General features: G+C 63.5%; 33 protein-coding genes. All 33 read right to left on the minus strand.

From position 1 onward, the window contains the following. Window positions 1–51 precede the first annotated feature (51 nt). Window positions 52–1,608, minus strand: coding sequence for a glutamine-hydrolyzing GMP synthase (gene guaA / locus ASE91_RS05840; protein ID WP_056623811.1), 1,557 nt, complete (start codon window positions 1,606–1,608; stop codon window positions 52–54). A 318-nt stretch (window positions 1,609–1,926) separates the two neighbouring features. After that, window positions 1,927–4,014, minus strand: coding sequence for a prolyl oligopeptidase family serine peptidase (locus ASE91_RS05845; protein ID WP_235530350.1), 2,088 nt, complete (start codon window positions 4,012–4,014; stop codon window positions 1,927–1,929). 200 nt (window positions 4,015–4,214) lie between these two features. Beyond that, complete coding sequence (gene rplQ / locus ASE91_RS05850) at window positions 4,215–4,637, minus strand: 50S ribosomal protein L17 (RefSeq protein ID WP_056623818.1); 423 nt, start codon at window positions 4,635–4,637, stop codon at window positions 4,215–4,217. Window positions 4,638–4,868: 231 nt separating this feature from the next. Continuing rightward, complete coding sequence (locus ASE91_RS05855; protein ID WP_055996062.1) at window positions 4,869–5,933, minus strand: DNA-directed RNA polymerase subunit alpha; 1,065 nt, start codon at window positions 5,931–5,933, stop codon at window positions 4,869–4,871. Between the two features lie 93 nt (window positions 5,934–6,026). After that, entirely contained in the window at window positions 6,027–6,416 is a 390-nt protein-coding gene (gene rpsK / locus ASE91_RS05860; RefSeq protein WP_055996065.1) for a 30S ribosomal protein S11, read from the minus strand. Window positions 6,417–6,527: 111 nt separating this feature from the next. Continuing rightward, the gene (gene rpsM, locus ASE91_RS05865) at window positions 6,528–6,896 is read right to left on the minus strand and encodes a 30S ribosomal protein S13 (RefSeq protein ID WP_055996068.1); all 369 of its coding nucleotides are present in this window, start codon (window positions 6,894–6,896) and stop codon (window positions 6,528–6,530) included. Window positions 6,897–7,226: 330 nt separating this feature from the next. Continuing rightward, complete coding sequence (locus ASE91_RS05870; RefSeq protein WP_055996072.1) at window positions 7,227–7,871, minus strand: adenylate kinase; 645 nt, start codon at window positions 7,869–7,871, stop codon at window positions 7,227–7,229. Between the two features lie 38 nt (window positions 7,872–7,909). Further along, window positions 7,910–9,277, minus strand: a complete 1,368-nt coding sequence (gene secY, locus ASE91_RS05875; RefSeq protein WP_055996075.1) for a preprotein translocase subunit SecY — start codon at window positions 9,275–9,277, stop codon at window positions 7,910–7,912. 240 nt (window positions 9,278–9,517) lie between these two features. Continuing rightward, complete coding sequence (gene rplO / locus ASE91_RS05880; RefSeq protein ID WP_056623821.1) at window positions 9,518–10,048, minus strand: 50S ribosomal protein L15; 531 nt, start codon at window positions 10,046–10,048, stop codon at window positions 9,518–9,520. A gap of 97 nt (window positions 10,049–10,145) precedes the next feature. Then, on the minus strand, window positions 10,146–10,322 hold the full coding sequence (gene rpmD / locus ASE91_RS05885; protein WP_055996081.1) for a 50S ribosomal protein L30: 177 nt from the start codon (window positions 10,320–10,322) through the stop codon (window positions 10,146–10,148). Window positions 10,323–10,328: 6 nt separating this feature from the next. Further along, window positions 10,329–11,060, minus strand: coding sequence for a 30S ribosomal protein S5 (gene rpsE, locus ASE91_RS05890; protein WP_082438708.1), 732 nt, complete (start codon window positions 11,058–11,060; stop codon window positions 10,329–10,331). A 3-nt stretch (window positions 11,061–11,063) separates the two neighbouring features. Continuing rightward, entirely contained in the window at window positions 11,064–11,420 is a 357-nt protein-coding gene (gene rplR, locus ASE91_RS05895) for a 50S ribosomal protein L18 (protein ID WP_055996084.1), read from the minus strand. After that, window positions 11,420–11,953, minus strand: coding sequence for a 50S ribosomal protein L6 (rplF, locus tag ASE91_RS05900; protein WP_056394562.1), 534 nt, complete (start codon window positions 11,951–11,953; stop codon window positions 11,420–11,422). Before rplF ends, rplR begins: the two co-directional genes overlap by 1 nt. Then, a complete protein-coding gene (gene rpsH, locus ASE91_RS05905; RefSeq protein ID WP_033921102.1) occupies window positions 11,953–12,348 on the minus strand; it encodes a 30S ribosomal protein S8 in 396 nt (131 codons plus the stop codon). The genes rplF and rpsH overlap by 1 nt, the downstream gene beginning before the upstream one ends. A gap of 11 nt (window positions 12,349–12,359) precedes the next feature. Beyond that, window positions 12,360–12,665 carry a 30S ribosomal protein S14 gene (rpsN, locus tag ASE91_RS05910; protein ID WP_055756896.1) on the minus strand — a complete coding sequence of 102 codons (306 nt, stop codon included), beginning with the start codon at window positions 12,663–12,665 and terminating at the stop codon, window positions 12,360–12,362. Window positions 12,666–12,724: 59 nt separating this feature from the next. Beyond that, window positions 12,725–13,309 (minus strand): 50S ribosomal protein L5, encoded by a 585-nt coding sequence (rplE, locus tag ASE91_RS05915; protein ID WP_055996091.1) that lies wholly within the window; start codon window positions 13,307–13,309, stop codon window positions 12,725–12,727. Further along, the gene (gene rplX, locus ASE91_RS05920) at window positions 13,302–13,616 is read right to left on the minus strand and encodes a 50S ribosomal protein L24 (protein WP_055996094.1); all 315 of its coding nucleotides are present in this window, start codon (window positions 13,614–13,616) and stop codon (window positions 13,302–13,304) included. The genes rplE and rplX overlap by 8 nt, the downstream gene beginning before the upstream one ends. Then, the gene (gene rplN, locus ASE91_RS05925; protein ID WP_055996097.1) at window positions 13,616–13,984 is read right to left on the minus strand and encodes a 50S ribosomal protein L14; all 369 of its coding nucleotides are present in this window, start codon (window positions 13,982–13,984) and stop codon (window positions 13,616–13,618) included. The genes rplX and rplN overlap by 1 nt, the downstream gene beginning before the upstream one ends. A gap of 214 nt (window positions 13,985–14,198) precedes the next feature. Continuing rightward, window positions 14,199–14,471: a 30S ribosomal protein S17 gene (rpsQ, locus tag ASE91_RS05930; RefSeq protein ID WP_055763313.1), complete on the minus strand. Its 273-nt coding sequence runs from the start codon at window positions 14,469–14,471 to the stop codon at window positions 14,199–14,201. Window positions 14,472–14,482: 11 nt separating this feature from the next. Beyond that, complete coding sequence (rpmC, locus tag ASE91_RS05935) at window positions 14,483–14,686, minus strand: 50S ribosomal protein L29 (protein WP_055996100.1); 204 nt, start codon at window positions 14,684–14,686, stop codon at window positions 14,483–14,485. Between the two features lie 2 nt (window positions 14,687–14,688). Further along, a complete protein-coding gene (gene rplP / locus ASE91_RS05940) occupies window positions 14,689–15,120 on the minus strand; it encodes a 50S ribosomal protein L16 (RefSeq protein WP_055756910.1) in 432 nt (143 codons plus the stop codon). Between the two features lie 12 nt (window positions 15,121–15,132). Further along, window positions 15,133–15,843 (minus strand): 30S ribosomal protein S3, encoded by a 711-nt coding sequence (gene rpsC / locus ASE91_RS05945; protein ID WP_055996103.1) that lies wholly within the window; start codon window positions 15,841–15,843, stop codon window positions 15,133–15,135. Next, complete coding sequence (rplV, locus tag ASE91_RS05950) at window positions 15,843–16,220, minus strand: 50S ribosomal protein L22 (RefSeq protein WP_056456260.1); 378 nt, start codon at window positions 16,218–16,220, stop codon at window positions 15,843–15,845. The genes rpsC and rplV overlap by 1 nt, the downstream gene beginning before the upstream one ends. Beyond that, complete coding sequence (gene rpsS, locus ASE91_RS05955; RefSeq protein WP_055996110.1) at window positions 16,220–16,498, minus strand: 30S ribosomal protein S19; 279 nt, start codon at window positions 16,496–16,498, stop codon at window positions 16,220–16,222. The genes rplV and rpsS overlap by 1 nt, the downstream gene beginning before the upstream one ends. 3 nt (window positions 16,499–16,501) lie before the next feature. Further along, entirely contained in the window at window positions 16,502–17,350 is an 849-nt protein-coding gene (rplB, locus tag ASE91_RS05960; RefSeq protein ID WP_055996113.1) for a 50S ribosomal protein L2, read from the minus strand. A gap of 1 nt (window position 17,351) precedes the next feature. After that, window positions 17,352–17,669, minus strand: coding sequence for a 50S ribosomal protein L23 (locus ASE91_RS05965; protein WP_055996116.1), 318 nt, complete (start codon window positions 17,667–17,669; stop codon window positions 17,352–17,354). Then, window positions 17,662–18,288 (minus strand): 50S ribosomal protein L4, encoded by a 627-nt coding sequence (gene rplD, locus ASE91_RS05970; protein WP_055996119.1) that lies wholly within the window; start codon window positions 18,286–18,288, stop codon window positions 17,662–17,664. The genes ASE91_RS05965 and rplD overlap by 8 nt, the downstream gene beginning before the upstream one ends. A gap of 2 nt (window positions 18,289–18,290) precedes the next feature. After that, entirely contained in the window at window positions 18,291–19,016 is a 726-nt protein-coding gene (gene rplC / locus ASE91_RS05975) for a 50S ribosomal protein L3 (protein WP_055996122.1), read from the minus strand. Between the two features lie 323 nt (window positions 19,017–19,339). Continuing rightward, window positions 19,340–19,648, minus strand: a complete 309-nt coding sequence (rpsJ, locus tag ASE91_RS05980) for a 30S ribosomal protein S10 (protein WP_033921125.1) — start codon at window positions 19,646–19,648, stop codon at window positions 19,340–19,342. Between the two features lie 151 nt (window positions 19,649–19,799). After that, window positions 19,800–20,993: an elongation factor Tu gene (tuf, locus tag ASE91_RS05985; protein WP_055756924.1), complete on the minus strand. Its 1,194-nt coding sequence runs from the start codon at window positions 20,991–20,993 to the stop codon at window positions 19,800–19,802. A gap of 201 nt (window positions 20,994–21,194) precedes the next feature. Continuing rightward, the gene (fusA, locus tag ASE91_RS05990; protein ID WP_055996124.1) at window positions 21,195–23,288 is read right to left on the minus strand and encodes an elongation factor G; all 2,094 of its coding nucleotides are present in this window, start codon (window positions 23,286–23,288) and stop codon (window positions 21,195–21,197) included. 95 nt (window positions 23,289–23,383) lie between these two features. Further along, complete coding sequence (gene rpsG, locus ASE91_RS05995; RefSeq protein ID WP_055997235.1) at window positions 23,384–23,854, minus strand: 30S ribosomal protein S7; 471 nt, start codon at window positions 23,852–23,854, stop codon at window positions 23,384–23,386. 99 nt (window positions 23,855–23,953) lie between these two features. Further along, window positions 23,954–24,325 carry a 30S ribosomal protein S12 gene (rpsL, locus tag ASE91_RS06000; RefSeq protein WP_055757399.1) on the minus strand — a complete coding sequence of 124 codons (372 nt, stop codon included), beginning with the start codon at window positions 24,323–24,325 and terminating at the stop codon, window positions 23,954–23,956. Window positions 24,326–24,472 lie beyond the last annotated feature (147 nt).

The following is a 24,472-nucleotide window of genomic DNA, read 5'->3' on the forward strand; positions in this document are numbered from 1 at the left end:
TCGAGTGGGAATGATCCGGCACAAATCGTCCCCCGGACGATTTGTGCCGGATCATTCCCACTCGATCGTGCCCGGCGGCTTGCTGGTATAGTCGTAGGTGACGCGGTTGACGCCCTTCACCTCGTTGATGATGCGGGTTGCCACGCGCGGCAGGAAGTCGCCGGGGAACTGGAACGCCTGCGCGGTCATGCCGTCGGTCGAGGTCACCGCGCGCAGGGCGAGCACATTGTCATAGGTCCGGCCGTCGCCCATCACCCCGACGCTGCGCACCGGCAGCAGCACCGCGAACGCCTGCCAGATCGTATCGTACAGCCCGGCCTTGCGGATCTCCTCGAGATAGATCGCATCGGCCTTGCGCAGAATGTCGCAGCGTTCACGCGTCACTTCGCCCGGAATACGGATGGCGAGGCCGGGTCCGGGGAACGGGTGGCGGCCGACGAAGATGTCGGGCAGGCCCAGTTCGCGACCCAGCGCGCGGACCTCGTCCTTGAACAGTTCGCGCAACGGCTCGACCAGCGCCATGTTCATGCGCTCGGGCAAACCGCCGACATTGTGATGGCTCTTGATCGTCACCGACGGGCCGCCGGTAAAGCTGACGCTTTCGATCACGTCGGGGTAGAGCGTGCCTTGGGCAAGGAACTGCGCGCCGCCCAGCTTGTTCGCTTCGGCCTCGAACACGTCGATGAACGTCTTGCCGATGAACTTGCGCTTGGCCTCCGGATCGGTGACGCCGGCCAGACCGTCCATGAACAGGTCCTGCGCATCCACATGGACCAGCGGGATGTTGTAATGGCCCCGGAACAGGCTGACGACCTGTTCGGCCTCGCCCGCGCGGAGGATCCCGCCGTCGACGAACACGCAGGTCAACTGGTCGCCGATGGCCTCATGCAGCAGCAGCGCGGCGACCGAGCTGTCGACGCCGCCCGACAGGCCGCAGATGACCTTGGCCGAACCGACCTGTTCGCGGATTTCGGCGATCTTCAACTCACGGAACTCTGCCATCGTCCAGTCGCCCGACAGCCCGCAGACGTGGCGCGCGAAGTTGGCGATGAGCTTGGCACCATCGGGCGTGTGGAACACCTCCGGATGGAACTGCACGCCGTAATAGCGCCGGGCGTCGTCGGCGATGATCGCGAACGGCGCACCGGGGCTGGTCGCGACGACGTGGAAGCCGGGCGCGATCGCCGCGACCTTGTCGCCATGGCTCATCCACACCTGATGCCGCTCACCCGTGGCCCACAGGCCGTCGAACAGGCCGCAGGTCTCGGCCACTTCGACATAGGCTTCACCGAACTCGCCCGAATGGCCCTTCTCGACCTTGCCACCCAACTGCTCGGTCATGACCTGCTGGCCGTAGCAGATGCCGAACACCGGCACGCCGGAATCGAAGATCGCCTGCGGCGCGCGCGGGCTGCCGTCGTCGCAGACCGAGGCGGGACCGCCCGACAGGATCACGCCCTTCGGCTGCATCCGTTCGAACGCTTCCCCGGCCTTCTGGAACGGAGCGATTTCGGAATAGACGCCGGCCTCGCGCACGCGACGCGCGATCAGCTGCGTCACCTGGCTACCGAAGTCGACGATCAGGATGGAGTCGGGGGTCTCGTTCATCCGCACCCGATAGCAGAGCTTCGGGGGTGTGCCAGCCCTTTGGGGGTCGTCGGTGTGGTCAGGAAGAATTCGGGCTCACACGAAGGCGCGAAGACGCGAAGAGAAGAAGAAGGGAGTTTTCGCGCAGAGGCGCGGAGGCGCAGAGAGGTTGCGGATCTGGCGATCGTTCTGCGATCGGTAGACGCCTTCGCCCCCTGCCAATGAGTTGAAGGCCGCTGGCGCGGCGGAGAGGTTCCACGACCGCAACCCCTCCGCGTCTCCGCGCCTCCGCGCGAACCACTCTTCTTCTCTTTGCGCCTTCGCGCCTTCGCGTGAACCTTACCCGATCGGCTTCACCTGCATGCCGGTCCACTTGGCGATGAACGCCCACAGATCGGCGGTTTCCTCGATCACCTTGTCGGTCGGCTTGCCCGAACCATGGCCGGCGCGGGTCTCGATCCGCACCAGATGCGGCTTCGGACCGATGTCCTTCGACTGGATCATCGCGGTGTATTTGAAGGTATGGCCGGGCACCACGCGGTCGTCGGTGTCGGCGGTGGTCGCGAGGATCGCCGGATAGGTCACGCCGGCCTTCACATTGTGATAGGGCGAATAGCCCAGCAGGTTGCGGAAATCGGCTTCCTTGGCGGGCACGCCGTAATCGTCGACCCAGTAGCGCCCGGCGGTGAAGCGGTCGAAGCGCAGCATGTCCATCACGCCGACCGCCGGCAGCGCCGCCGCGAACAGATCGGGCCGCTGGTTGACGACGGCACCGACCAGCAGGCCGCCATTCGATCCGCCCTGGATCGCCAGCTGCCCCTTCGACGTGATCCCTTGCGCGATCAGGTCTTCGCCCGCGCCGATGAAATCGTCGAAGACATTCTGCTTGTTCAGCAGCTTGCCGCCGTCATGCCATTCCTTGCCATATTCGCTGCCGCCGCGGATATTGGCGACGGCGAGCACGCCGCCCTGTTCCAGCCATGCGATACGCCCGGCGGAGAAGCCCGGCAGGATCGGCACGTTGAACCCGCCATAGGCATAGAGCAGCGTCGGTGCCGGACCCGTCACGTCCTTGCGCCTTACGATGAACATCGGAACCTTGGTCCCGTCCTTCGATGCGTAGAAGCGCTGGCGGACGTCGTACTGTGCAGGATCGAACGCGACCTTCGGGCTGGCCCAAGGCGTCACCGCGCGGGTCGCGACGTCGTAGCGATAGATCGTCGTCGGTGTCGCGAAGCTCGAAAAGGCGAAGAAGCCTTCGTTGTTGTCGAGTTCGCCACCGACGCCGCCGACCGTGCCGATGCCGGGCAGCGCGATGCTGCCATCGGGTTTGCCGTCGAGCGTGAAGCGCTTCACCTCGGTCTTCGCATCGACCAGATAGGCGGCCATGATCCGGCCGCCAACCAGCGACGCGCCGTTCAGCACAGCCTTGTCCTCGGCGACCACTTCCTTCGGTGCCGGATGTGCAGCAGCCATGTCGAGCGTCACGATGCGCAGGCGCGGCGCGCCCTGCGTCGTGGTCAGGTACAGGGTGCTGTCCTTCGACCCGATCGTCGACCAGTCGACATTGTCGGTGTTGACGATCGTCCGCGGCGTGTCGTTTGGCCTGGTCAGGTCGAGGACCGCGATCTCGGTATGGTCGCCGGGGCCGCTGGTCGAGATGATCAGCCAGCGGCCATCGTCGGTGATGCCGGGATAAAAGGTATAGCGCGGCTGATCGGGCCGCTCATAGATCAGCCGGTCAGCAGTCTGCGGTGTGCCGAGCTTGTGGAAATAGACCTGCGCGTTCAGGTTCTGGCTCTGGAACTCCTGCCCCTTTTCCGGGGTCGGGAAGCGGGCATAATAAAAGCCAGATCCATCCTTCACCCATGACGCGGTCAGGCCGTATTTGACCCAGTCGATCTGGTCGTCGAGCGTCTTGCCCGTATCCACGTCGAGCACGCGCAGCTTGCGCCAGTCGCTGCCGCCGTCCTGGATCGAATAGAGCAGCCGCTTGCCGTCCTTCGACGGGGCCCATTCGGCCAGCGCCGTCGCGCCATCCTTCGACCAGCCATTGGGGTCGATCAGCACCCGCCCCTGCCCGTTCACGCTGTCGCGGACGTACAGCACCGACTGGTTCTGCAACCCCGAATTGCGGCTGTAGAAATAGCGACCGCCCTCGCGGTTCGGCACGCCGAAGCGTTCATAGTCGAACAACCGGGTCAGGCGCTGCTTGAAGATATCGCGGCCGGGCAGCGTCGCCAGATAGGCGTCGGTGACCTTGTTCTCCGCCGCGACCCATGCCGCGACCTCGGGATCGTTGCGGACGTCGTTTTCCAGCCAGCGATAGGGGTCGGCGACCTTCACCCCGAACTGTTCGTCGACCTGATCGACGGTGCGGGTCTGCGGATAGGCAATGCCCTGGGCAAGGGCGGTCGTGCTGGTCATCAGGCAGGCAATCGCGACAAGGGCATGGCGGTACATCGTTGCTCCACGGGCAGGCGGCCGGACCGGTATCCGGTGTTACCGACCACGATAGGCCCTGCGCCAAAGTGCGCAACCCCGCGAGACAATGTTACCCGCCGCAACGGAAAAGGGCGGGCGTACCGAAGTACGACCGCCCTTCCTGTCTGTCGATCGAATGCCGATCAGGCGGCTTCGTCGAAATCCTCGTCAGTCATGACCGGGCCCGAATCCTGACCCTTGGCCGACACGTCGCGATCGACGAATTCGATGATCGCCATCGGCGAAGCGTCCGACGCGCGGATGCCCGCCTTGATGATGCGGGTATAGCCGCCGTTGCGATCGGCATAGCGGGTCGCCAGCACGTCAAACAGCTTGGTCAGCTGCGCATCGTCGAGCAGCCGGGCATGGGCCAGACGACGGTTCGACAGGCCGCCCTTCTTCGCCAGCGTGATCAGCTTTTCGACGTAGGGACGCAGTTCCTTCGCCTTGGCGACGGTGGTGGTGATCTGCTCATGCTTGATGAGCGCGGCCGACATGTTGCGGAACAGCGCAATACGATGGGCCGAGGTACGCTGCAGCTTACGGCCGCCGACGCGATGACGCATGGATATTTCCTTCGTTCGTTAAGGGGCCGTGTCACGGAATCCCCAGAGCAGGTGGCTGTTGGAGGCCGCCACCGGTTCGCCTGTTCGCGGCAAAGGTCACGAAAGTCACACTTGCCGCGTATTCGTTTGCCACGTCGGACACGGGCGAAGCCCGTGTCGTCGGACGGCCTGAAAGGCCGCCGGCCGGGCTGGTTTTGTCTCCGGGGCAGGCTCGCCTGCCCCGGTGCAAAATCAGCCCATAATTTCCTGCTCGAGCTTCTTCGCCATCTCTTCGATGTTCTCCGGCGGCCATCCGGGGATGTCCATGCCGAGGCGAAGGCCCATCGACGACAGCACTTCCTTGATTTCGTTCAGCGACTTGCGGCCGAAATTCGGGGTGCGCAGCATCTCGGCTTCGGTCTTCTGGACCAGATCGCCGATATAGATGATGTTGTCGTTCTTGAGGCAGTTGGCCGAACGAACCGACAGTTCGAGCTCGTCGACCTTCTTGAGCAGGTAGCGGTTGATCTGCGCGGTATCGCCCTGACCTTCGCTCGCCGGTGCTGCCACCTGCGTACCGACAGCGGCAGCGCGCGGCAGTGCCGAGTCGTCGAAGTGGACGAACAGCGCCAGCTGGTCCTGAAGGATGCGACCGGCATAGGCCAGCGCGTCTTCCGGCGTCACGGTGCCGTCGGTTTCGACGGTCAGCGTCAGCTTGTCGTAATCGAGTTCCTGCCCGACGCGGGTGTTCTCGACCTTGTAGCTGACCTGACGGACCGGCGAATACAGCGCGTCGACCGGGATCAGACCGATCGGCGCATCGGCCGGACGGTTGCCGGCGGCGGGCACATAGCCCTTACCGACATCCGCGGTCAGTTCCATGTTGAGCGTCGCACCATCGTCGAGATGGCACAGCACCAGATCGGGGTTCATCACCTCGATATCGCCGGTGACGGCGATGTCGCCAGCCTTCACTTCGGCCGGGCCGGTGACGGACAGCTGGAGGCGCTTCGGGCCTTCGCCCTGCATCCGCAGCGCGATCTGCTTCACGTTCAGCACCATGTCGGTCACGTCCTCACGGACGCCGGCAAGGCTAGAGAATTCGTGAAGGACATTCTCGATCTTGATCGAGGTTACGGCGGCGCCCTGCAGCGACGACAGCAACACGCGACGCAGCGCGTTGCCGAGCGTCAGGCCGAACCCACGCTCCAGCGGCTCCGCGACAAAAGTCGAACGGCGCTTGGGATCGCCGCCCGGCTTCTTCTCGAGGCCGCTCGGCTTCTTGAGTTCCTGCCAGTTCTTAGCGTTGACGGACACGGGCTTCCCCTAGCTTGGCGGCGCGGAAAGGACGGGTCCGCGCCATGAAAGAACGGCCCCGCCGGACGAACCCGGCGAGGCGGCAGGCACGGATCAGACGCGGCGACGCTTCGACGGACGGACGCCGTTGTGCGGGATCGAGGTCACGTCGCGGATCGACGTGATCTGGAAACCGACCGCCTGCAGCGCGCGAAGCGCCGATTCACGACCCGAACCCGGACCCTTCACTTCGACTTCGAGCGTGCGCACGCCGTGGTCGGCGGCCTTGCGACCGGCGTCCTCGGCGGCGACCTGCGCGGCGTACGGGGTCGACTTGCGCGAGCCCTTGAAGCCCATCGCGCCGGCCGACGACCACGAGATCGCATTACCCTGCGCGTCGGTGATCGTGATCATGGTGTTGTTGAAGCTGGCGTTCACATGCGCGACGCCGGCGGTGATATTCTTGCGCTCGCGACGGCGAATGCGCTGCGGTTCACGTGCCATTGTTGGAAATCCTGACCTGTATATCGTGCGTGGTACGGAGATCGGGAGGCGGTCAGCCTCGAACCTGTCCCCGACGGAAAAGAAGTTAAAAACAGACCCCCGGACCGTTTTTTACTTCTTCTTACCCGCGATCGGCTTCGCCTTGCCCTTGCGGGTGCGCGCGTTGGTGTGCGTGCGCTGACCGCGGACCGGCAAGCCCTTACGGTGACGCAGGCCACGATAGCAGGCCAGATCCATCAGACGCTTGATGTTCATCGCGGTCTGACGACGCAGATCGCCTTCCACGGTGTGGCTGGCGTCGATCGCCTCACGGATCTGGAGCACTTCCTGATCGCTCAGATCCTGCACGCGGCGTTCCGACGCAATGCCGAGCTGATCGGTCAGCTGCTTGGCCTTGGCCGGACCGATGCCGTGGATATACTGCAGCGCGATGATTACGCGCTTGTTGGTCGGGATATTAACACCCGCGATACGTGCCATGAATTAAATTCTCCCAGCTCCACGGATTGTCGCATGGCAGCGACCCTCCATCTCGTAGCGTTGCGCCCCTTCACGCATGATCGCGGCGAACGCGCAGAAGCGTCACCGTAAACCAGTATGTCGGGGTAGAGCGCTGATACGGACCGATTCCCATGGTGTCAACCGCCCAACGGATCCAAAAATCGGGTAGGACGTGCGCTGCGGAACCGGCGCGCGATGCCATCCGCTGGGGCCATCACGATTTCGCCAGCCCCCGAAACACGTCACCCCGACGAATGCCGGAGTGAGGATAGAGAACCATCAAAAAAGCACGTACCAACGCCCGCCCCGTCAGGCGTCGAGGATTGACGCAATCTGTACCGTGACGTCGTCCATGTCCGCCATGCCGTCGACACGGTGAACGATCCCGCGCGAATCATAAAGCGGCAGGATCGGCGCAGTCTTGGCACGATATTCGACCATCCGGGTACGAACCGTGGCTTCATTGTCGTCGGGACGACGCTTGAAGTCGGTGGCGCCGCAAACATCGCATACGCCGGCCACGGCCGGCTGCTTAAAGCGGTCGTGATAGCCCGCACCGCAATTACCGCAGGTGAAGCGGCCGACGATCCGTTCGACCAGTGCGTCCTCGTCGACGACCAGCTCGATCACGTGGGTCAGCTTGCGCCCGCGATGTTCGAGCAGCAGGTCGAGCGCGTCGGCCTGGGCCGCGGTGCGTGGATAACCGTCGAAGATCGCGCCCTGGTCTCCCAGCTGATCGAGTCGTTCGCCGATCAGCGCCGATACGATCGCGTCGGACACCAGTTCGCCGGCATCCATCACCGCCTTGGCCTGCAACCCGACCGGACTACCCGCCTTGACCGCTGCCCGCAGCATGTCGCCGGTCGACAGCTGCACCATGCCGCGCGCTGTTTCGAGCCGCGCGGCCTGGGTGCCCTTGCCCGCCCCCGGCGGTCCGAGAAGGATGATGTCCATAGCTGCCCCCACTTAACCCTGATGCATCCGTAATGCGCTTACCCGCGCAGGCGTCCACCCTTCAGCTTCGCTTTCTTGATCAGGTCGCCATACTGGTGTGCCAGCAAATGCGACTGGATCTGCGTTACCGTGTCCATCGTGACGTTGACCACGATGAGCAGGCTGGTGCCGCCGAGATAAAAGGGAATCGACAGCGCCGACACCAAATATTCCGGCAACAGGCAGATGATGACCAGATAGGCCGCGCCGATGACCGTGATGCGGGTCAGCACATAGTCGAAGTAATTCTCGGTATTCTTGCCCGGGCGGATGCCGGGAATGAACCCGCCATAGCGCTTCAGATTGTCGGCGGTCTCTTCTGGATTGAAGACGATCGCGGTGTAGAAGAACGAGAAAAATACGATGCCCGCGCCGTACAGCAGCATGTAGAGCGGCTGACCATGCGCCAGATATTGGTTCAGGGTGATGATGAAATCGCCCCACCGGCTCTCCCCCGCCGTCGCCTGTCCGGCGAACTGGGTGATCGTCACCGGCATCAGCAGTAGCGACGACGCGAAGATCGGCGGGATGACGCCGGCGGTGTTGATCTTGAGCGGCAGGTGGCTGCGATCGGCCTGTACGCCGCGCGCCGTCTGACGCTTGGGGTACTGGATCAGGATGCGGCGCTGGGCACGCTCCATGAAACAGATGAACAGGACGAGGCCAGCGACGGCCGCGATGATGCCGATCAGCGTCAGCGGGTTCATCGTGCCCGAACGGCTGCCCTCGAACAGCTGCAACAGCGTCGTGGGCAGATGCGCGACGATGCCGGCCATGATGATGAGCGAGATGCCGTTGCCGATGCCGCGGCTGGTGATCTGCTCGCCCAGCCACATCAGGAACATCGTGCCGCCGATCAGCGAGATGACCGCCGCGATGCGGAAGGCCATGCCCGGCTCGATCACCGCCTGCGCACCGGCCGACGCGCCGAACGCTTCGAGACCGACCGCGATGGTATAGCCCTGGATCGCGGTCAGCGCGACCGTGCCGTAGCGGGTATATTGGTTGAGCTTCTTGCGGCCCGACTCGCCTTCCTTCTTGATGGCGGCGAGCTGCGGGCTGAGCGACGTCGCGAGCTGCACGACGATCGACGCGGTGATGTAGGGCATGACGCCCAGCGCGACGACCGACATGCGCGTCAGCGCACCGCCGGAAAAGGTGTTGAAGAAGTCGAGGACGCCGCCCTGCGTCTGGTTGGCGAGCAGGCCCAGCTGCGTCGGGTCGATGCCCGGCAGCGGCACATAGCTCAACATGCGGAACACGATCAGTGCCCCGAGCGTAAACCACAAGCGCTTCTTGAGCTCGGTCGCCTTACCGAATTTCGATAGATTGAGATTGGTCGCAAGACCGTCTGAGGCGGCTGCCATGGAAATGTCCCGAATGATGCTGGCGGGCCATCAGCCCACCCCCCGGGCGACCATATAGGGGTTGCAGCCGGGATGTCTAAGGGGTGGTTTACCCTACCCCCTTAAGTTCATCCCGCTCGGTTCGAGTAGCGATCAAGCTTGTCGACAGCGCTTGTCGAGAACGCATTTCCCCAGGCGGGAGTTCTCAACGGTCGCTTCTCGACTATGCTCGAAGCTGCTCGAACCGAACGGGTGGGAACGTTACGCGTGCGCGGCCTTCATGGCGGCGAGCGTCTTGCCCTTCTTGGCAGCGGCCTTTTCGTGCGCGGGCACGACTTCGATGACCGACACCGAACCACCGGCCTTTTCGACCGCTTCGATCGCCGACTTCGACGCACCGGCGACGGTGAAGGTCAGCTTGGCGGTCAGTTCGCCCTTGCCGAGCAGACGGACGCCGTCCTTGCCACCACGGGCGAGGTTGGCTGCCTTCAGCGCCGCGTGATCGAGCGCCGCACCGGCTTCGATCTTGCCGGCGTCGATCGCCTTCTGGATCGCGCCGAGGTTCACTTCGGCATAGTCCTTGGCGAAGATGTTGTTGAAGCCGCGCTTCGGGATCCGCATGTGAAGCGGCATCTGACCGCCCTCGAACCCGGCGATCGACACGCCTTCACGGCTCTTCTGGCCCTTCTGACCGCGACCGGCGGTCTTGCCCTTGCCCGAGCCGATGCCGCGTCCGACGCGCATCTTGCTCTTGCGGGCGCCGTCATTGTCGCGGATTTCGTTGAGTTTCATGTGTGCACTCGCTTTCGCTATGTTCGCGCTTGATAAAAGAGGAAGGGGGCCGCTTAGCCCCCTTCCCCATGCTTGTCACCGGTAAAGATGGAAGGCCTCAGCCTTCGACCGATACCATGTGGTGCACCTTGCGGATCATGCCGCGCACCTCGGGGGTGTCGGTCAGTTCCACGGTCTTGTGCATCTTGTTGAGGCCGAGACCGATCAGCGTTGCACGCTGGTCCTTGGTCCGACGGATCGGCGACCCGGTCTGGGTGATCTTGACGGTTGCCATCGCTCGTTACTCCACGATCGCCGCGGCGTCAGCCTCGGCGGTCTGCGATCCACCACGACCCAGCAGGTCGGCGATCTTCTTGCCGCGACGCTGCGCCACCGACTTCGGCGACGACTGATCGTTCAGGGCTTCGAAGGTCGCACGGATCATGTTGTACGGGTTCGACGTGCCCACCGACTTCGTCACGACATCGGCAACGCCGAGCGATTCGAAGATGGCGCGCATCGGACCACCCGCGATGATGCCGGTACCGGCCGGAGCCGACCGCAGCGTCACGCGACCGGCACCGAAGTGACCGTTGCCGTCGTGATGCAGGGTGCGGCCATCCTTGAGCGGCACGCGAACCATCGCCTTCTTGGCAGCGGCGGTCGCCTTCGAAATGGCTTCCGGCACTTCGCGCGCCTTGCCATGTCCGAAACCGACGCGACCCTTGCCGTCGCCGACGACGACGAGTGCGGCGAAACCGAAGCGCTTGCCGCCCTTGACGGTCTTCGACACGCGATTGATGTGCACGAGCTTTTCGATCAGCTCTTCGCCACCATCGTCCGGACCGCCACGACGGTCGTCGCGACGACCACCACGATTGCCGTCACGGCCACCACGACCGCCGCCGCCGGGGCCACCCGGACCGCCGCGACCGCGACCGCCACGGGGACCACGGCCCTGCGGCTGCTCGCCACCCGGCGCTGCCGACACGTCGGCGGCGGGGGTTTCGGCCTGATTGTTTTCGTCAGCCATGTCTTAGAACTCCAATCCGGCTTCGCGGGCGGCCTCGGCCAGCGCCTTGACGCGGCCGTGGAACAGGAAGCCGCCACGGTCGAACACGACCTGCGTCACGCCGGCGGCCTTCGCCGCTTCCGCAACGCGGGTACCGACGCCCTTGGCGGCATCGATGTTCGCGCCCGATGCACTGCGCACGTCCTTTTCCAGGGTCGACGCGGCAGCAACCGTGTGGCCGGCTGCATCGTCGATGACCTGGGCATAGATGTGCTTGCCCGAACGATGGATCGACAGCCGCGCACGGCCGCCCGAACGCGCCTTCAGCGCGGTGCGATTGCGCCGACGGCGCTTCTCGAAGAGGGAGAGACCCTTGGTCATTACTTCTTCTTCCCTTCCTTGCGGAAGATGAACTCGCCGTCGTACTTGATGCCCTTGCCCTTGTACGGCTCGGGCTTACGCCAACGACGGATCTCGGCAGCGATCTGACCGACCTTCTGCTTGTCGATCCCGCTGATTTCGATCGTGGTCTGATCGGGCGTCTTGATCTCGATGCCTTCCGGCACGTCGATGTTAACGTCGTGGCTGTAGCCGAGCTGCAGCTTCAGGTTCTTGCCCTGGGCCGCGGCACGATAGCCGACGCCGGTGATCAGCAGCTTCTTGGTGAAGCCGGTGGTCACGCCGGTGATCAGGTTCTGCACGAGCGTACGCTGCATGCCCCAGAACGCGCGAGCGCGCTTGGTCTCGTTCGCCGGCTGCACCGAAATGGTGTCGCCCTCGACGGCATAGGCGATGTCATCGGCCAGCGGCAGCGTGAGCGTGCCCTTCGGACCTTTGACGCTCAGCTCGCGCCCTGCGATGTTGGCGGTGACGCCGGCCGGAACCGGGACTGCCTTCTTACCAATGCGGCTCATCAGAAGACCTCCGCGAGCACTTCGCCACCGACATTCTGTTCGCGCGCTTCGGCGTCGGACAGAACGCCACGCGGCGTCGAGACGATGGTGATGCCAAGGCCGTTGCGGACCTTCGGCAGTTCCTGCGAACCCGAATAGACGCGACGGCCAGGCTTCGAGACGCGCGCGACGTGCTTGATCGCCGGCTGGCCTTCGAAATACTTCAGCTCGATGCGGATGCCGGCCGCGGGGCCCATCTGCTCTTCGCTGTAGCCACGGATATAGCCCTCGCGCTGAAGCACGTCGAGGACACGGGCCCGCAACTTGCTGGCAGGCGTCAGGACGGAGTCCTTGCGCGCGCGCTGGCCGTTGCGGATGCGGGTGAGCATGTCACCCAGGGGATCGGTCAATGCCATTGCTGTGTTCCTTACCAGCTCGACTTCGTGACGCCGGGGATCAGGCCCTTATTGGCCAGTTCACGCAGCATGACGCGGGCGAGACGGAACTTGCGATAATAGCCGCGGGGACGACCCGTCAGCTCGCAACGGTTGCGGATGCGGGTCGGATTCCCGTTGCGGGGAATCTCGGCCATCTTCAGCCGCGCGATCAGACGCTCGGTCTCGTCGAGCGACTGGTCGGCTGCGATCGCCTTCAGCTTCGCATATTTGGGTGCGAACTTCTTGACGAGCGCGCGACGGCGCTCGTTCTTGTTCACGGAACTCAGTTTCGCCATGGACTTAAGCTCTCTTCATTAAAGCACAGACCGCTCCCCGGCGAAGGGGAGCGGGTTGGTTAGGCCGCCTTCTTTTCCTCGGCGCCCTCTTCCTGCGGGAAGGGGAAACCGAACAGACGCAGAAGCTCGCGAGCCTCTTCGTCGGTCTTGGCGGTGGTGGTCACGATCACATCCATGCCGCGCACCTTGTCGATGCGGTCATAGTTGATTTCGGGGAACACGATCTGTTCCTTGATGCCGCAGGCATAGTTGCCGCGACCGTCGAACGACTTCGGGTTCAGACCACGAAAGTCGCGAACGCGAGGAAGCGCGATGGTGATGAAGCGATCGAGGAATTCGTACATCCGCTCGCGACGCAGCGTGACCTTGCAGCCGATCGCCATGCCTTCACGCAGCTTGAACTGCGCGATCGACTTCTTCGCCTTCGTGACGACAGGCTTCTGGCCGGCGATCAGCTCCATTTCGGAGCTGGCCTGCTCGACCTTCTTCTTGTCCTGCGTCGCTTCGCCAACGCCCATGTTCAGGACGATCTTGTCGAGGCGCGGGATTTCCATCACGTTCTTGTAACCGAACTTCTCGGTCATCGCCTTCACGATGCGATCGTCATAGATCGACTTCATGCGCGGCGTGTACTTATCAGCCATTGATGACCTCCCCGCCCTTTACGGCGACCCGGACCTTCTTGCCATCGCGCACTTCGAAGCGCACGCGGGTCGGCTTGCCGTCAACGACGTGCGCGACCTTGCTGACGTGCATCGGCGCTTCCGAACGCACCAGACCACCCTGCGGGTCGGCCTGGTTCGGCTTCTTGTGGCGAACGGCGATGTTCACGCCGGACACGACGACCTTGCCATCCTTGGGCAGCGACTGGGTGACCTGGCCGGTCTTGCCCTTGTCCTTACCCGACAGGACGATCACGGTGTCGCCCTTCTTGATCTTCGCAGCAGCCATTACAGCACCTCTGGGGCGAGCGAGATGATCTTCATAAAGCCCTTCGAGCGCAGCTCGCGGACCACCGGGCCAAAGATACGGGTGCCGATCGGCTCCTCGTTCTTGTTGACCAGCACCGCGGCGTTGCCGTCGAAACGGATCACCGAACCGTCGGTGCGACGGATGTCCTTGGCGGTCCGAACGATGACGGCACGGTGCACGTCACCCTTCTTCACGCGGCCGCGCGGAGCGGCTTCCTTGATGCTGACGACGATGACGTCGCCGACACCGGCCGTGCGGCGCTTCGAGCCGCCCAGCACCTTGATGCACTGCACCCGCTTCGCGCCGCTGTTGTCAGCGACGTCGAGATTGGATTGCATCTGGATCATGGATGCGATTCCTTACCCTATGGGGCCGATTCCGACCGGACCCCGCCTTGAAAAATGAACCCCCGGCTGCGGACCACGCCGCGCCGGGGGGAGCGGCCCAATAACCGCCCCATGGCGAAAAGGCAAGCGCCCTTCCGCGAATGTCCGTCACATCCGGGTCTGACCCCGGAATTGCATGTGGGGCGGGGGTTCACACCCCCGCCCCTGCAAAGGCTTACGCCTCGGCTGCGACCTCTGCCGGCGTCGCGTGGGTGTTGACCCGCTCGATCACCTTCCAGGTCTTCAGCTTCGAGATCGGCGCGGTCTCTTCGATGCGCACGGTCTCGCCTTCGCGATATTCATTGCCCTCGTCATGGGCATGATACTTCTTCGAACGGCGGATGATCTTGCCGTAGAGGGGGTGCTTGACCTTCCGCTCTACCTTGACCACCACCGTCTTGTCGGTCTTGTCCGAGACGATCATCCCGGTCAGCACGCGCTTCGGCATGTCTCTCGTCCTTACTTGTCGGACGAGCGCGAACGCTCGCCCTGCAGCGTCTTGATCCGCGCGATGTCGCGACGGACTTCCTTCACGCGGGTCGGCTTTTCCAGCTGGCTGGTCGCCGCCTGGAAACGGAGGTTAAACGCCTCACGCTTCAGGCTCGACAGTTCATCGACCAGCTGGTCGTCGCTCTTGGCGCGAAGATCGGTTGCCTTCGTCATTCTCAACCCTCCAGGTGCGAGGTGTCGCCCAGACGGGCAACGACCTTGACCGCGATCGGCAGCTTCATCGCGGCGCGTTCGAACGCCTCCGCGGCGAGCGGGCCGGGCACGCCGTCCAGTTCGAACAGGATGCGACCCGGCTTGACGCGGGCGACCCAGAATTCGGGCGAACCCTTGCCCGAGCCCATGCGGACTTCGGCAGGTTTCGACGACACCGGCAGATCCGGGAAAATCCGGATCCATAAGCGGCCCTGGCGCTTGATGTGACGCGTGATCGCGCGGCGAGCCGCCTCGATCTGGCGGGCGGTGATCCGCTCCGGCTCCATGGCCTTCAGGCCATAGGACCCGAAGTTCAGCGACGTACCGCCCTTGGCATCGCCATGGATGCGGCCCTTGAAGGCCTTGCGGAACTTGGTGCGCTTTGGTTGCAGCATCTCAAATTATCCTTAGCGGCGGTGATCGTCGCGCGCGGGGCGCACGCCGGAGGTCTGAGCCTCCATCATCAGCCGGTCCTGCGCCATCGGGTCATGGCCGAGGATCTCACCCTTGAAGATCCAGACCTTGACGCCGCAGACGCCATACGCGGTGTGCGCCTGTGCCTCGGCATAGTCGAGGTTGGCACGCAGCGTGTGCAGCGGAACGCGACCTTCGCGATAGCCTTCCGAACGGGCGATTTCCGCACCGCCCAGACGACCGCCGCAAGCGACGCGGATGCCGTCGGCACCCAGACGCATCGCCGACTGCACCGCGCGCTTCATGGCGCGACGGAAGGCGATACGACGCTCGAGCTGATCGGCAATGCCCTGCGCGACGAGCTTCGCATCGATTTCCGGCTTGCGGATCTCGACGATGTTCAGCGACACATCGGACGAGGTCATCGAACCGAGCTTCTTGCGAAGCTTTTCGATGTCGGTGCCCTTCTTGCCGATGATGACGCCGGGACGTGCTGCGAAGATCGAGATGCGGCACAGCTTGGCCGGACGCTCGATCACCACCTTGGAGATCGCCGCCTGCGGCAGCGCCTTCATGATGAACTGGCGGATCTTGAGATCCTCCAGCAGCAGACGGCCATAGTCAGCGCCTTCGGCGTACCAACGGCTGTCCCAGGTGCGGTTGATCTGCAGACGCAGACCGATGGGATTGGATTTGTGACCCATTACGCTTCCTCCACCTCGGACACGACGATGCGCACGCGGCTGAACGGCTTCAGGATGCGCGTCGACTTGCCGCGACCACGGGTCGCGAAACGCTTCATCGTGATCGACTTGCCGACCGAGGCTTCCTTGACGACGAGTGCGTCAACGTCGAGGTTGTGGTTGTTTTCCGCATTCGCGATCGCCGAAGCGAGGCACTTGCGGACATCGACCGCCATCGCCTTCTTCGAGAAGGCGAGGATGTTCATCGCATCGCCGACCGGACGGTTGCGGATCAGTGCGGCGACAAGGTTCAGCTTCTGGGCCGAGCCGCGGACCTGAGTCGCGACCGCCAGAGCTTCCTTGTCACCGACACGGCGCGGTGCTGCCTGCTTGCTCATCAGCGCTTGCCCTTCTTGTCGGCGGCGTGGCCGGGGAAGAAGCGCGTCGGCGCGAATTCGCCGAGCTTCATGCCCACCATGTCCTCGTTGACCGAAACCGGCACGAACTTGCGGCCGTTATAGACGTTGAACGTCAGACCAACGAACTGCGGCAGGATCGTCGAACGGCGCGACCAGGTCTTGATCGGACCCGAACGGGTCCCGGCGTCCTGCGCCACTTCCGCCTTCTTCAGCAGATTGAGGTCCACGAACGGACCCTTCCATACGGAACGAGCCATCGCTTAGCCCTTCTTCTTCGCGTGACGGCTACGGATGATCATCTTATCCGTAGCCTTGTTGTGCCGCGTGCGCGCGCCCTTGGTCGGCTTGCCCCACGGGGTGACCGGATGACGACCGCCCGAAGTCCGGCCTTCACCACCGCCATGCGGGTGGTCGACCGGGTTCTTGGCGACGCCGCGGGTCAGCGGACGCTTGCCGAGCCAGCGGTTACGACCGGCCTTGCCCAGATTCTGGTTCTGGTTGTCGGGGTTCGACACCGCTCCGATCGTCGCCATGCAGGCGGCGTGGATGTAGCGCTGCTCACCCGAGTTCAGGCGGACGATGACCATGCCCTTGTCACGACCGACGACCTGCACATAGGTGCCGGCCGAACGGGCGATCTGACCGCCCTTGCCCGGCTTCATCTCGACGTTGTGGACGATCGTGCCGACCGGCACCTGGCCCAGTTCCATCGCGTTGCCCGGCTTCACGTCGGTCTTCTTGCCGGCGACGACCTTGTCACCGACGTTCAGACGCTGCGGCGCGATGATGTAGGCGACGTTGGCCTTGCCATCGGTATCGCCATAGTTGACGAGCGCGATGAACGCGGTGCGGTTGGGATCATATTCGATCCGTTCCACGGTGCCTTCGACATCCCACAACCGACGCTTGAAGTCGATGATGCGATAGCGCTGCTTGTGACCGCCGGCGATGCCGCGCGAGGTCACATGGCCCTTGTTGTTGCGGCCGCCCGACTTGGTCTTGCCTTCGGTCAGCGCTTTGACCGGACGACCCTTGTACAGGGCCGAACGGTCGATCAGGACCAGGCCGCGCTGCGACGGCGTGGTCGGATTATATTGCTTGAGTGCCATGTTACTTGGCCCCCTCGGTAATGTCGATCGACTGGCCGTCGGCCAGGGTCACGATCGCCTTCTTGAAGTCCGACCGGGTGTAGGGCGCGCCCTTCCACTTCTTGGTCTTGCCCTTGGTCACGATCGTGTTCACGCCGGTAACGGTGACGTTGAACAGCGCTTCGACCGCCGCCTTGATCTCCGGCTTCGACGCCTTGTTCGCGACCTTGAAGACGACGGCGTTATGCTCGGAGAGCATCGTCGACTTTTCGGTGATGTGGGGGCTAAGCACCACGTCATAATGACGGATGTCGATAGCCGACTGTTGCTGCTTAGCCATTGAAGCGGGCCTCCAGCTTTTCGACGGCGGCGCGGGTGAGCACCAGCGTGTCGTGCTTCAGGATGTCATAGACGTTCGCGCCACCGGCGGGCAGGACATTGACCTGACGCAGGTTACGAGCGGCCAGCGCGAAGCTGTTTTCGACGGCATCGCCATCGATCACCAGCGACTTCTTGCCGAAACCCAGCTTGGCAAGGCTGCCGAGCAGGACCTGCGTCTTGCCGTCCGCAACGGTCAGACCGTCGAGGATGACCAACGAACCAGCCTTGGCATGGCTCGACAGCGCCATCTTCAGACCGAGCGCGCGAACCTTCTTGTTCAGGCCCGGGTTGAAGTCGCGGACGCGGGCGCCGTGCGCCTTACCGCCGCCGACGAACACCGGAGCGCGGCGATCGCCGTGACGGGCGACACCGCCGCCCTTCTGGCGACCCAGCTTCTTGCCGGTGCGGGCAACGTCTGCACGCTCGCGGGTGCCGCGAGCGGTGCCGCGACGCTTTTCGAGCTGCCACGTCACGACCCGGTGCAGGATGTCCGCACGCGGATCGAGGCCGAACACCTCGTCGTTCAACTCGATATCGCCGTTTTCGACGGCATCGAGGGTCTGTACCTTGACCTTCATGATCAGCCCTCCTGGCCGTCGGTCGCAGCCGATGCGGCGGCGTCGTTGCTGTTGGCGCTCTTCAGACCAGCGGGATACGGAGCGTCGGCATGGCGCGCGACCTTCACCGCGTCCTTGACCGTCAGCCAGCTTCCCTTGTGACCGGGAACCGAACCCTTGATGAAGATCAGCCCACGCTCGACGTCCGTCGACACGACCTGCAAATTCTGCTGCGTGCGGTTACGGTCGCCCATGTGGCCGGCCATCTTCTTGTTCTTGAAGACCTTGCCCGGATCCTGACGCTGACCGGTCGAACCGTGCGAACGGTGCGACACCGACACGCCGTGCGTCGCGCGCAGACCGCCGAAGTTCCAGCGCTTCATGGCGCCCGCAAAGCCCTTGCCCTGCGTACGGCCCGAAACGTCGACCAGCTGGCCGGCAACATAGTGATCGGCGCCGATGGTGGCACCGACATCCAGCAACGCATCATCTGCCACGCGGAACTCGACAACGCGCGCCTTCGGGGTCACTTCGGCCTTGCCGAAATGGCCGCGCTGCGGCTTGGCGACATTCTTCGCCTTGGCGACGCCGGCACCGAGCTGCACCGCGACGTACCCGTCCCGATCCAGTTCACGACGGGCGACGACCTGCACGTCCTCCAGCTGCAGGACGGTGACGGGCACGTGGCGCCCATCGTCCTGGAACAGCCGGGTCATACCCATTTTCTTCGCGATCACACCAGTACGCATGACCAACTCCTCCAACAGAGGCTCGTCTTGACGACGAGCTTGCCTAACGAAAAAGGCTCCGGTGCGCGGTCACCCGCCTCCGAAGCCCCAGCCCTTGCGATCTGCACGCCCCCGCCAGGGCCAGACATCGCCGAATTGCTCCTTGAGGGAGTTGCATCGACGATAGCGGGGACGCGGACAACGGCATTTGCCCGGAAGCGTCGTGCCGTTCGGTATCCCTGTGGTTGCTTTCCCGGCTTCAACCATGTGCGTGTCATTGCACATACACGGGAAGCGAAAGCGCGACACAGGGCGGAATCACCCTGCGTCGCGGAAGCCGGCTATTACGCCAGCTTGATCTCTACGTCCACCCCTGCCGCGAGGTCGAGCTTCATGAGCGCATCGACGGTCTGCGGGGTCGGCTGCACGATGTCGAGCAGACGCTTGTACGTCCGGGTCTCGAACTGCTCGCGCGACTTCTTGTCGATGTGCGGGCCGCGGTTGACCGTGAACTTGTCGATGTGCGTGGGCAGCGGAATCGGTCCACGGATCAGGGCGCCGGTGCGACGCGCGGTGTCGGCGATATCGCCGGCCGCCTGGTCGAGCACGCGATGGTCGAACGCCTTCAGGCGAATACGGATATTGTTGTCCATGGTCCTACCGATGCGAAAGAGCGGGCCGTTGGGACGGCTCTTGATTAACAAAAGGCTTGGTGGAAACCCCGGGCAAAAAGCGGGGTGCCCTCATTAAATAGCAAACGGCGGCCCCCGTCTCCGGGGACCGCCGCCTGTTCGAGTCGCTATATTACTTGTCGATGCCGCTGACAACCCCTGCGCCGACGGTACGACCGCCTTCACGGATGGTGAAACGCTGGCCGACGTCCATGGCGATCGGTGCGATCAGCTTCACGCCCAACGCGACTTCGTCGCCCGGCATGACCATTTCGGTGCCTTCCGGCAGTTCGATGGTGCCGGTCACGTCGGTCGTGCGGAAGTAGAACTGCGGACGATAGTTGGCGAAGAACGGCGTGTGACGGCCACCCTCGTCCTTCGACAGCACGTACACCGACGACTGGAAGTCGGTGTGCGGGGTGATCGAACCCGGCTTCGCCAGAACCTGACCACGCTCGACTTCGTCACGGGCAACGCCGCGGATCAGCGCGCCGATGTTGTCGCCGGCCTGGCCCTGGTCGAGCAGCTTGCGGAACATTTCGACGCCGGTGACGACGGTCTTGCGGACCGATTCGTGAATGCCGACGATTTCGACTTCTTCACCGACCTTGACGATGCCGGTTTCGACGCGACCGGTGACCACGGTGCCACGACCCGAGATCGAGAACACGTCTTCGATCGGCATCATGAACGGCTTGTCCAGCGGACGCTCCGGCTGCGGGATCGACTCGTCGACCGCTGCCATCAGCGCGAGAACCGCTTCCTTGCCGAACACGTCGTTCGAGCCCGACAGCGCGCAGGTGGCCGAACCACGGATGATCGGAATGTTGTCGCCGTCGAATTCACGCTTCGACAGTTCTTCGCGGATTTCCATCTCGACGAGTTCGAGGATTTCCTCGTCGTCGACCAGATCAACCTTGTTCAGGAAGACGACCATGGTGGGAACGCCGACCTGCTTGGCGAGCAGGATGTGCTCCTTGGTCTGCGGCATCGGGCCGTCGGTGGCCGACACGACCAGGATCGCGCCGTCCATCTGCGCGGCACCGGTGATCATGTTCTTCACATAATCGGCGTGACCCGGGCAATCGACGTGCGCATAGTGGCGGGCGGCGGTTTCGTACTCGACGTGGGCGGTCGAGATGGTGATACCGCGCTCGCGCTCTTCCGGAGCCTTGTCGATGTTGGCGAAGTCGACAGCGACGCCGCCCGACGTTTCAGCCAGCACCTTGGTGATCGCGGCGGTCAGCGAGGTCTTGCCGTGGTCGACGTGACCGATGGTACCGATGTTGAGGTGCGGCTTGTTCCGCTCGAATTTTGCCTTAGCCATTTTCCTACCTTCTGATTCGAATTCGGTGCCGCCGGGGCCACGCGAACGCGGCCCTTTAGCGGGTGTTGTTTCGTAATGCCAGCCCCCGAACCGGAGACAGGACGACGAAGTAAATTCGTCGTCGGACGGGACGGTCGCTGGACCGTCCCGCCGGCCGGCCTCTCGGCGTCTCGGAGCTAAGTCGCCTTAGCTCCGTGCGCCTCAGGCCATCTTCGCCTTCACTTCGTCAGCAACATTCTGCGGCACTTCGTCATAGTGCGAGAACTGCATCGAGTATTGCGCGCGACCCTGGGTGAACGAGCGGAGCTGGTTCACATAGCCGAACATGTTGGCGAGCGGGACCATCGCTTCGACGGTCTGCGCATTGCCGCGGCTGTCGGTGCCCTGGATTTGGCCACGACGGCTGTTCATGTCGCCAATGACGTCGCCCAGATAATCTTCCGGGGTAACGACCTCGACCTTCATGATCGGCTCGAGCAGCTTGATGCCGGCCTTCTGGGCCGCTTCGCGCATCGCGCCACGCGCGCAGATTTCGAACGCCAGTGCCGACGAGTCGACGTCGTGGTACTTGCCGTCGATCAGGTGCACTTCGAAGTCGATGATCGGGAAGCCGATCAGCGAACCGGTCTGCGCCGTCTCGCGCATACCCTTTTCCACCGACGGGATATATTCGCGCGGGATGTTGCCGCCCTTGATCTCGTCGAAGAACTGGTAGCCCGTGCCGCGCTCGCCCGGAATGACCTTGACCTTGACTTCGCCGAACTGGCCCGAACCACCCGACTGCTTCTTGTGGGTGTAGGTCAGCTCGACCGGCTTGGCGAGATATTCGCGATACGCCACCTGCGGCGCGCCGACATTTGCCTCGACCTTGAACTCGCGCTTCATGCGATCCACGAGGATTTCGAGGTGAAGCTCACCCATGCCCTTGATGATCGTCTGGCCCGATTCGTGATCGGTCGACACGCGGAACGAGGGATCCTCGGCAGCCAGACGATTGAGCGCGATGCCCATCTTTTCTTGGTCGGCCTTGGTCTTCGGCTCCACCGACAGCTCGATGACGGGTTCCGGGAACTCCATCCGCTCGAGGATGATCGGGTTGGACGTGTCGCACAGCGTATCGCCGGTCGTCGTTTCCTTCAGACCCGCGATTGCGACGATGTCGCCCGCACGCGCCTCGTCGATGTCCTCACGCGAGTTCGCGTGCATCAGGAGCATACGGCCGATCTTTTCCTTCTTGTCCTTCACCGAGTTCAGATACCCGCCCTTGGTGAGGGTACCCGAGTAGATGCGGGCGAAGGTCAGCGTGCCGACGAACGGATCGTTCATGATCTTGAACGCGAGCAGCGACATCGGGGCGTCGTCAGCCGGCGGACGCGAATCCGGGGTCTCGCCGTCGAGCTTCACGCCCTGCACGTCCGGAATGTCCAGCGGCGAAGGCAGATAGTCGACAACGGCGTCGAGCAGCGGCTGCACGCCCTTGTTCTTGAACGCCGAACCGCAGACGATCGGCACGAAGCTCATCGCCAGCGTGCCCTTGCGGATCAGCGCCTTCAGATCGGCGACCGACGGTTCGTTGCCTTCGAGATAGGCTTCCATCAGGTCGTCGTCCTGCTCGACGGCCATTTCGATCAGCTCGCTGCGATACTTCGCAGCCTTCTCGGCCATATCGGCCGGGATGTCCTGATATTCGAACTTCGCGCCCAGCGACTCTTCGAGCCAGATGATCGCGCGGTTCTCGACCAGATCGACGAGACCCTTGAAGCCTCCTTCGATCCCGATTGGGAGATACAGGACCGCCGGACGTGCGCCCAGACGTTCGATGATCGAATCGACGCAGAAATAGAAGTCGGCACCGGTCCGGTCGAGCTTGTTGACGAAGCACATGCGCGGCACGCCGTACTTGTCGGCCTGACGCCACACGGTTTCCGACTGCGGCTCGACGCCGGCAACGCCGTCGAAGCAGGCGACCGCGCCGTCGAGCACGCGCAGCGAGCGTTCGACTTCGATGGTGAAGTCGACGTGGCCCGGCGTGTCGATGATGTTGATCAGGTGCTCTTCACCCTTGCCCTCTTCCGCGCGCCACTTGCAGGTGGTTGCCGCCGAGGTGATGGTGATGCCGCGTTCCTGCTCCTGCTCCATCCAGTCCATGGTGGCGGTGCCTTCATGCACTTCGCCGATCTTGTAGGACTTGCCGGTGTAGTAAAGAATACGCTCGGTGGTGGTCGTCTTGCCGGCGTCGATGTGCGCCATGATGCCGATGTTGCGATACCGTTCGAGCGGATGGCTGCGGGCCATGATCGTGCTTCCTTAGCAATGTGGGGAGCGAGGCATGTCGCCCGCTCCCCACGATATAGTCGGTTGCATCAGCGGTGAAAAGCCACCGCCGAGACTTACCAGCGGTAGTGCGAGAAGGCGCGGTTCGCTTCCGCCATGCGGTGCGTGTCTTCGCGCTTCTTCACCGCGTTGCCGCGGTTGTTGGCAGCGTCCATCAGTTCGCCCGACAGGCGCGCCGACATGGTGTTCTCGCTGCGGTTGCGGGCCGAGGTGATCAGCCAGCGGATCGCCAGTGCCTGGGCACGTTCGAAGCGGACTTCGACCGGGACCTGATAGGTCGCACCACCGACGCGGCGCGAACGCACTTCGATGTTCGGCTTCACGTTGTTCAACGCATCGTGGAACACGCCCAGCGGATCGCGCTTCGCGCGGCTCTCGACGGTTTCGAATGCCGAATAGACGATGCCTTCGGCGACGGACTTCTTACCGTCCAGCATCACCGAATTCATGAACTTGGTCAGAACCTCATCCCCGTATACGGGATCAGGCAGGATTTCCCGCTTTTCGGGACGACGACGACGAGCCATCAGATATTCCTTCAATCTTCAGCCGGTTCCCGAACCCGTCGGGGGCTTACTGGGGGTAGATGGACCTCTGGCCGCGCTGGCGATCAGCGCGGCGCGGGGTCACTTCGGACGCTTGGCGCCGTACTTCGAACGCGACTGGCGACGATCCTTGACACCCTGCGTATCGAGCACGCCGCGCAGGACGTGGTAGCGAACGCCGGGAAGATCGCGCACACGACCGCCGCGGATGAGCACGACCGAGTGCTCCTGGAGGTTGTGGCCTTCACCCGGAATGTAGCTGATGACTTCGCGCTGGTTGGTCAGGCGGACCTTGGCCACCTTGCGCAGAGCCGAGTTCGGCTTCTTCGGGGTCGTCGTATAAACGCGGGTGCAGACACCGCGCTTCTGCGGGTTCTGGTCCATCGCAGGGACCTTCGACTTGGCCTTCTGCGGTTCGCGGCCCTTGCGGACCAGCTGGTTGATCGTCGGCATGAAGCCCTTCACCTTATCTTGCGGTTACTTTGCCGGAGCCGTTCCTGTCAGAAATGCGCAAAGGCCACGTGTGCGAATCGCCACGAGGCCGATGTCTCCAGCAATGTTCAGCTCTTTGAACCCACATGCAGGCCAGCGACGGCTACG

The sequence above is a fragment of the Sphingomonas sp. Leaf62 genome, assembly GCF_001421915.1.
Classification (GTDB): domain Bacteria; phylum Pseudomonadota; class Alphaproteobacteria; order Sphingomonadales; family Sphingomonadaceae; genus Sphingomonas.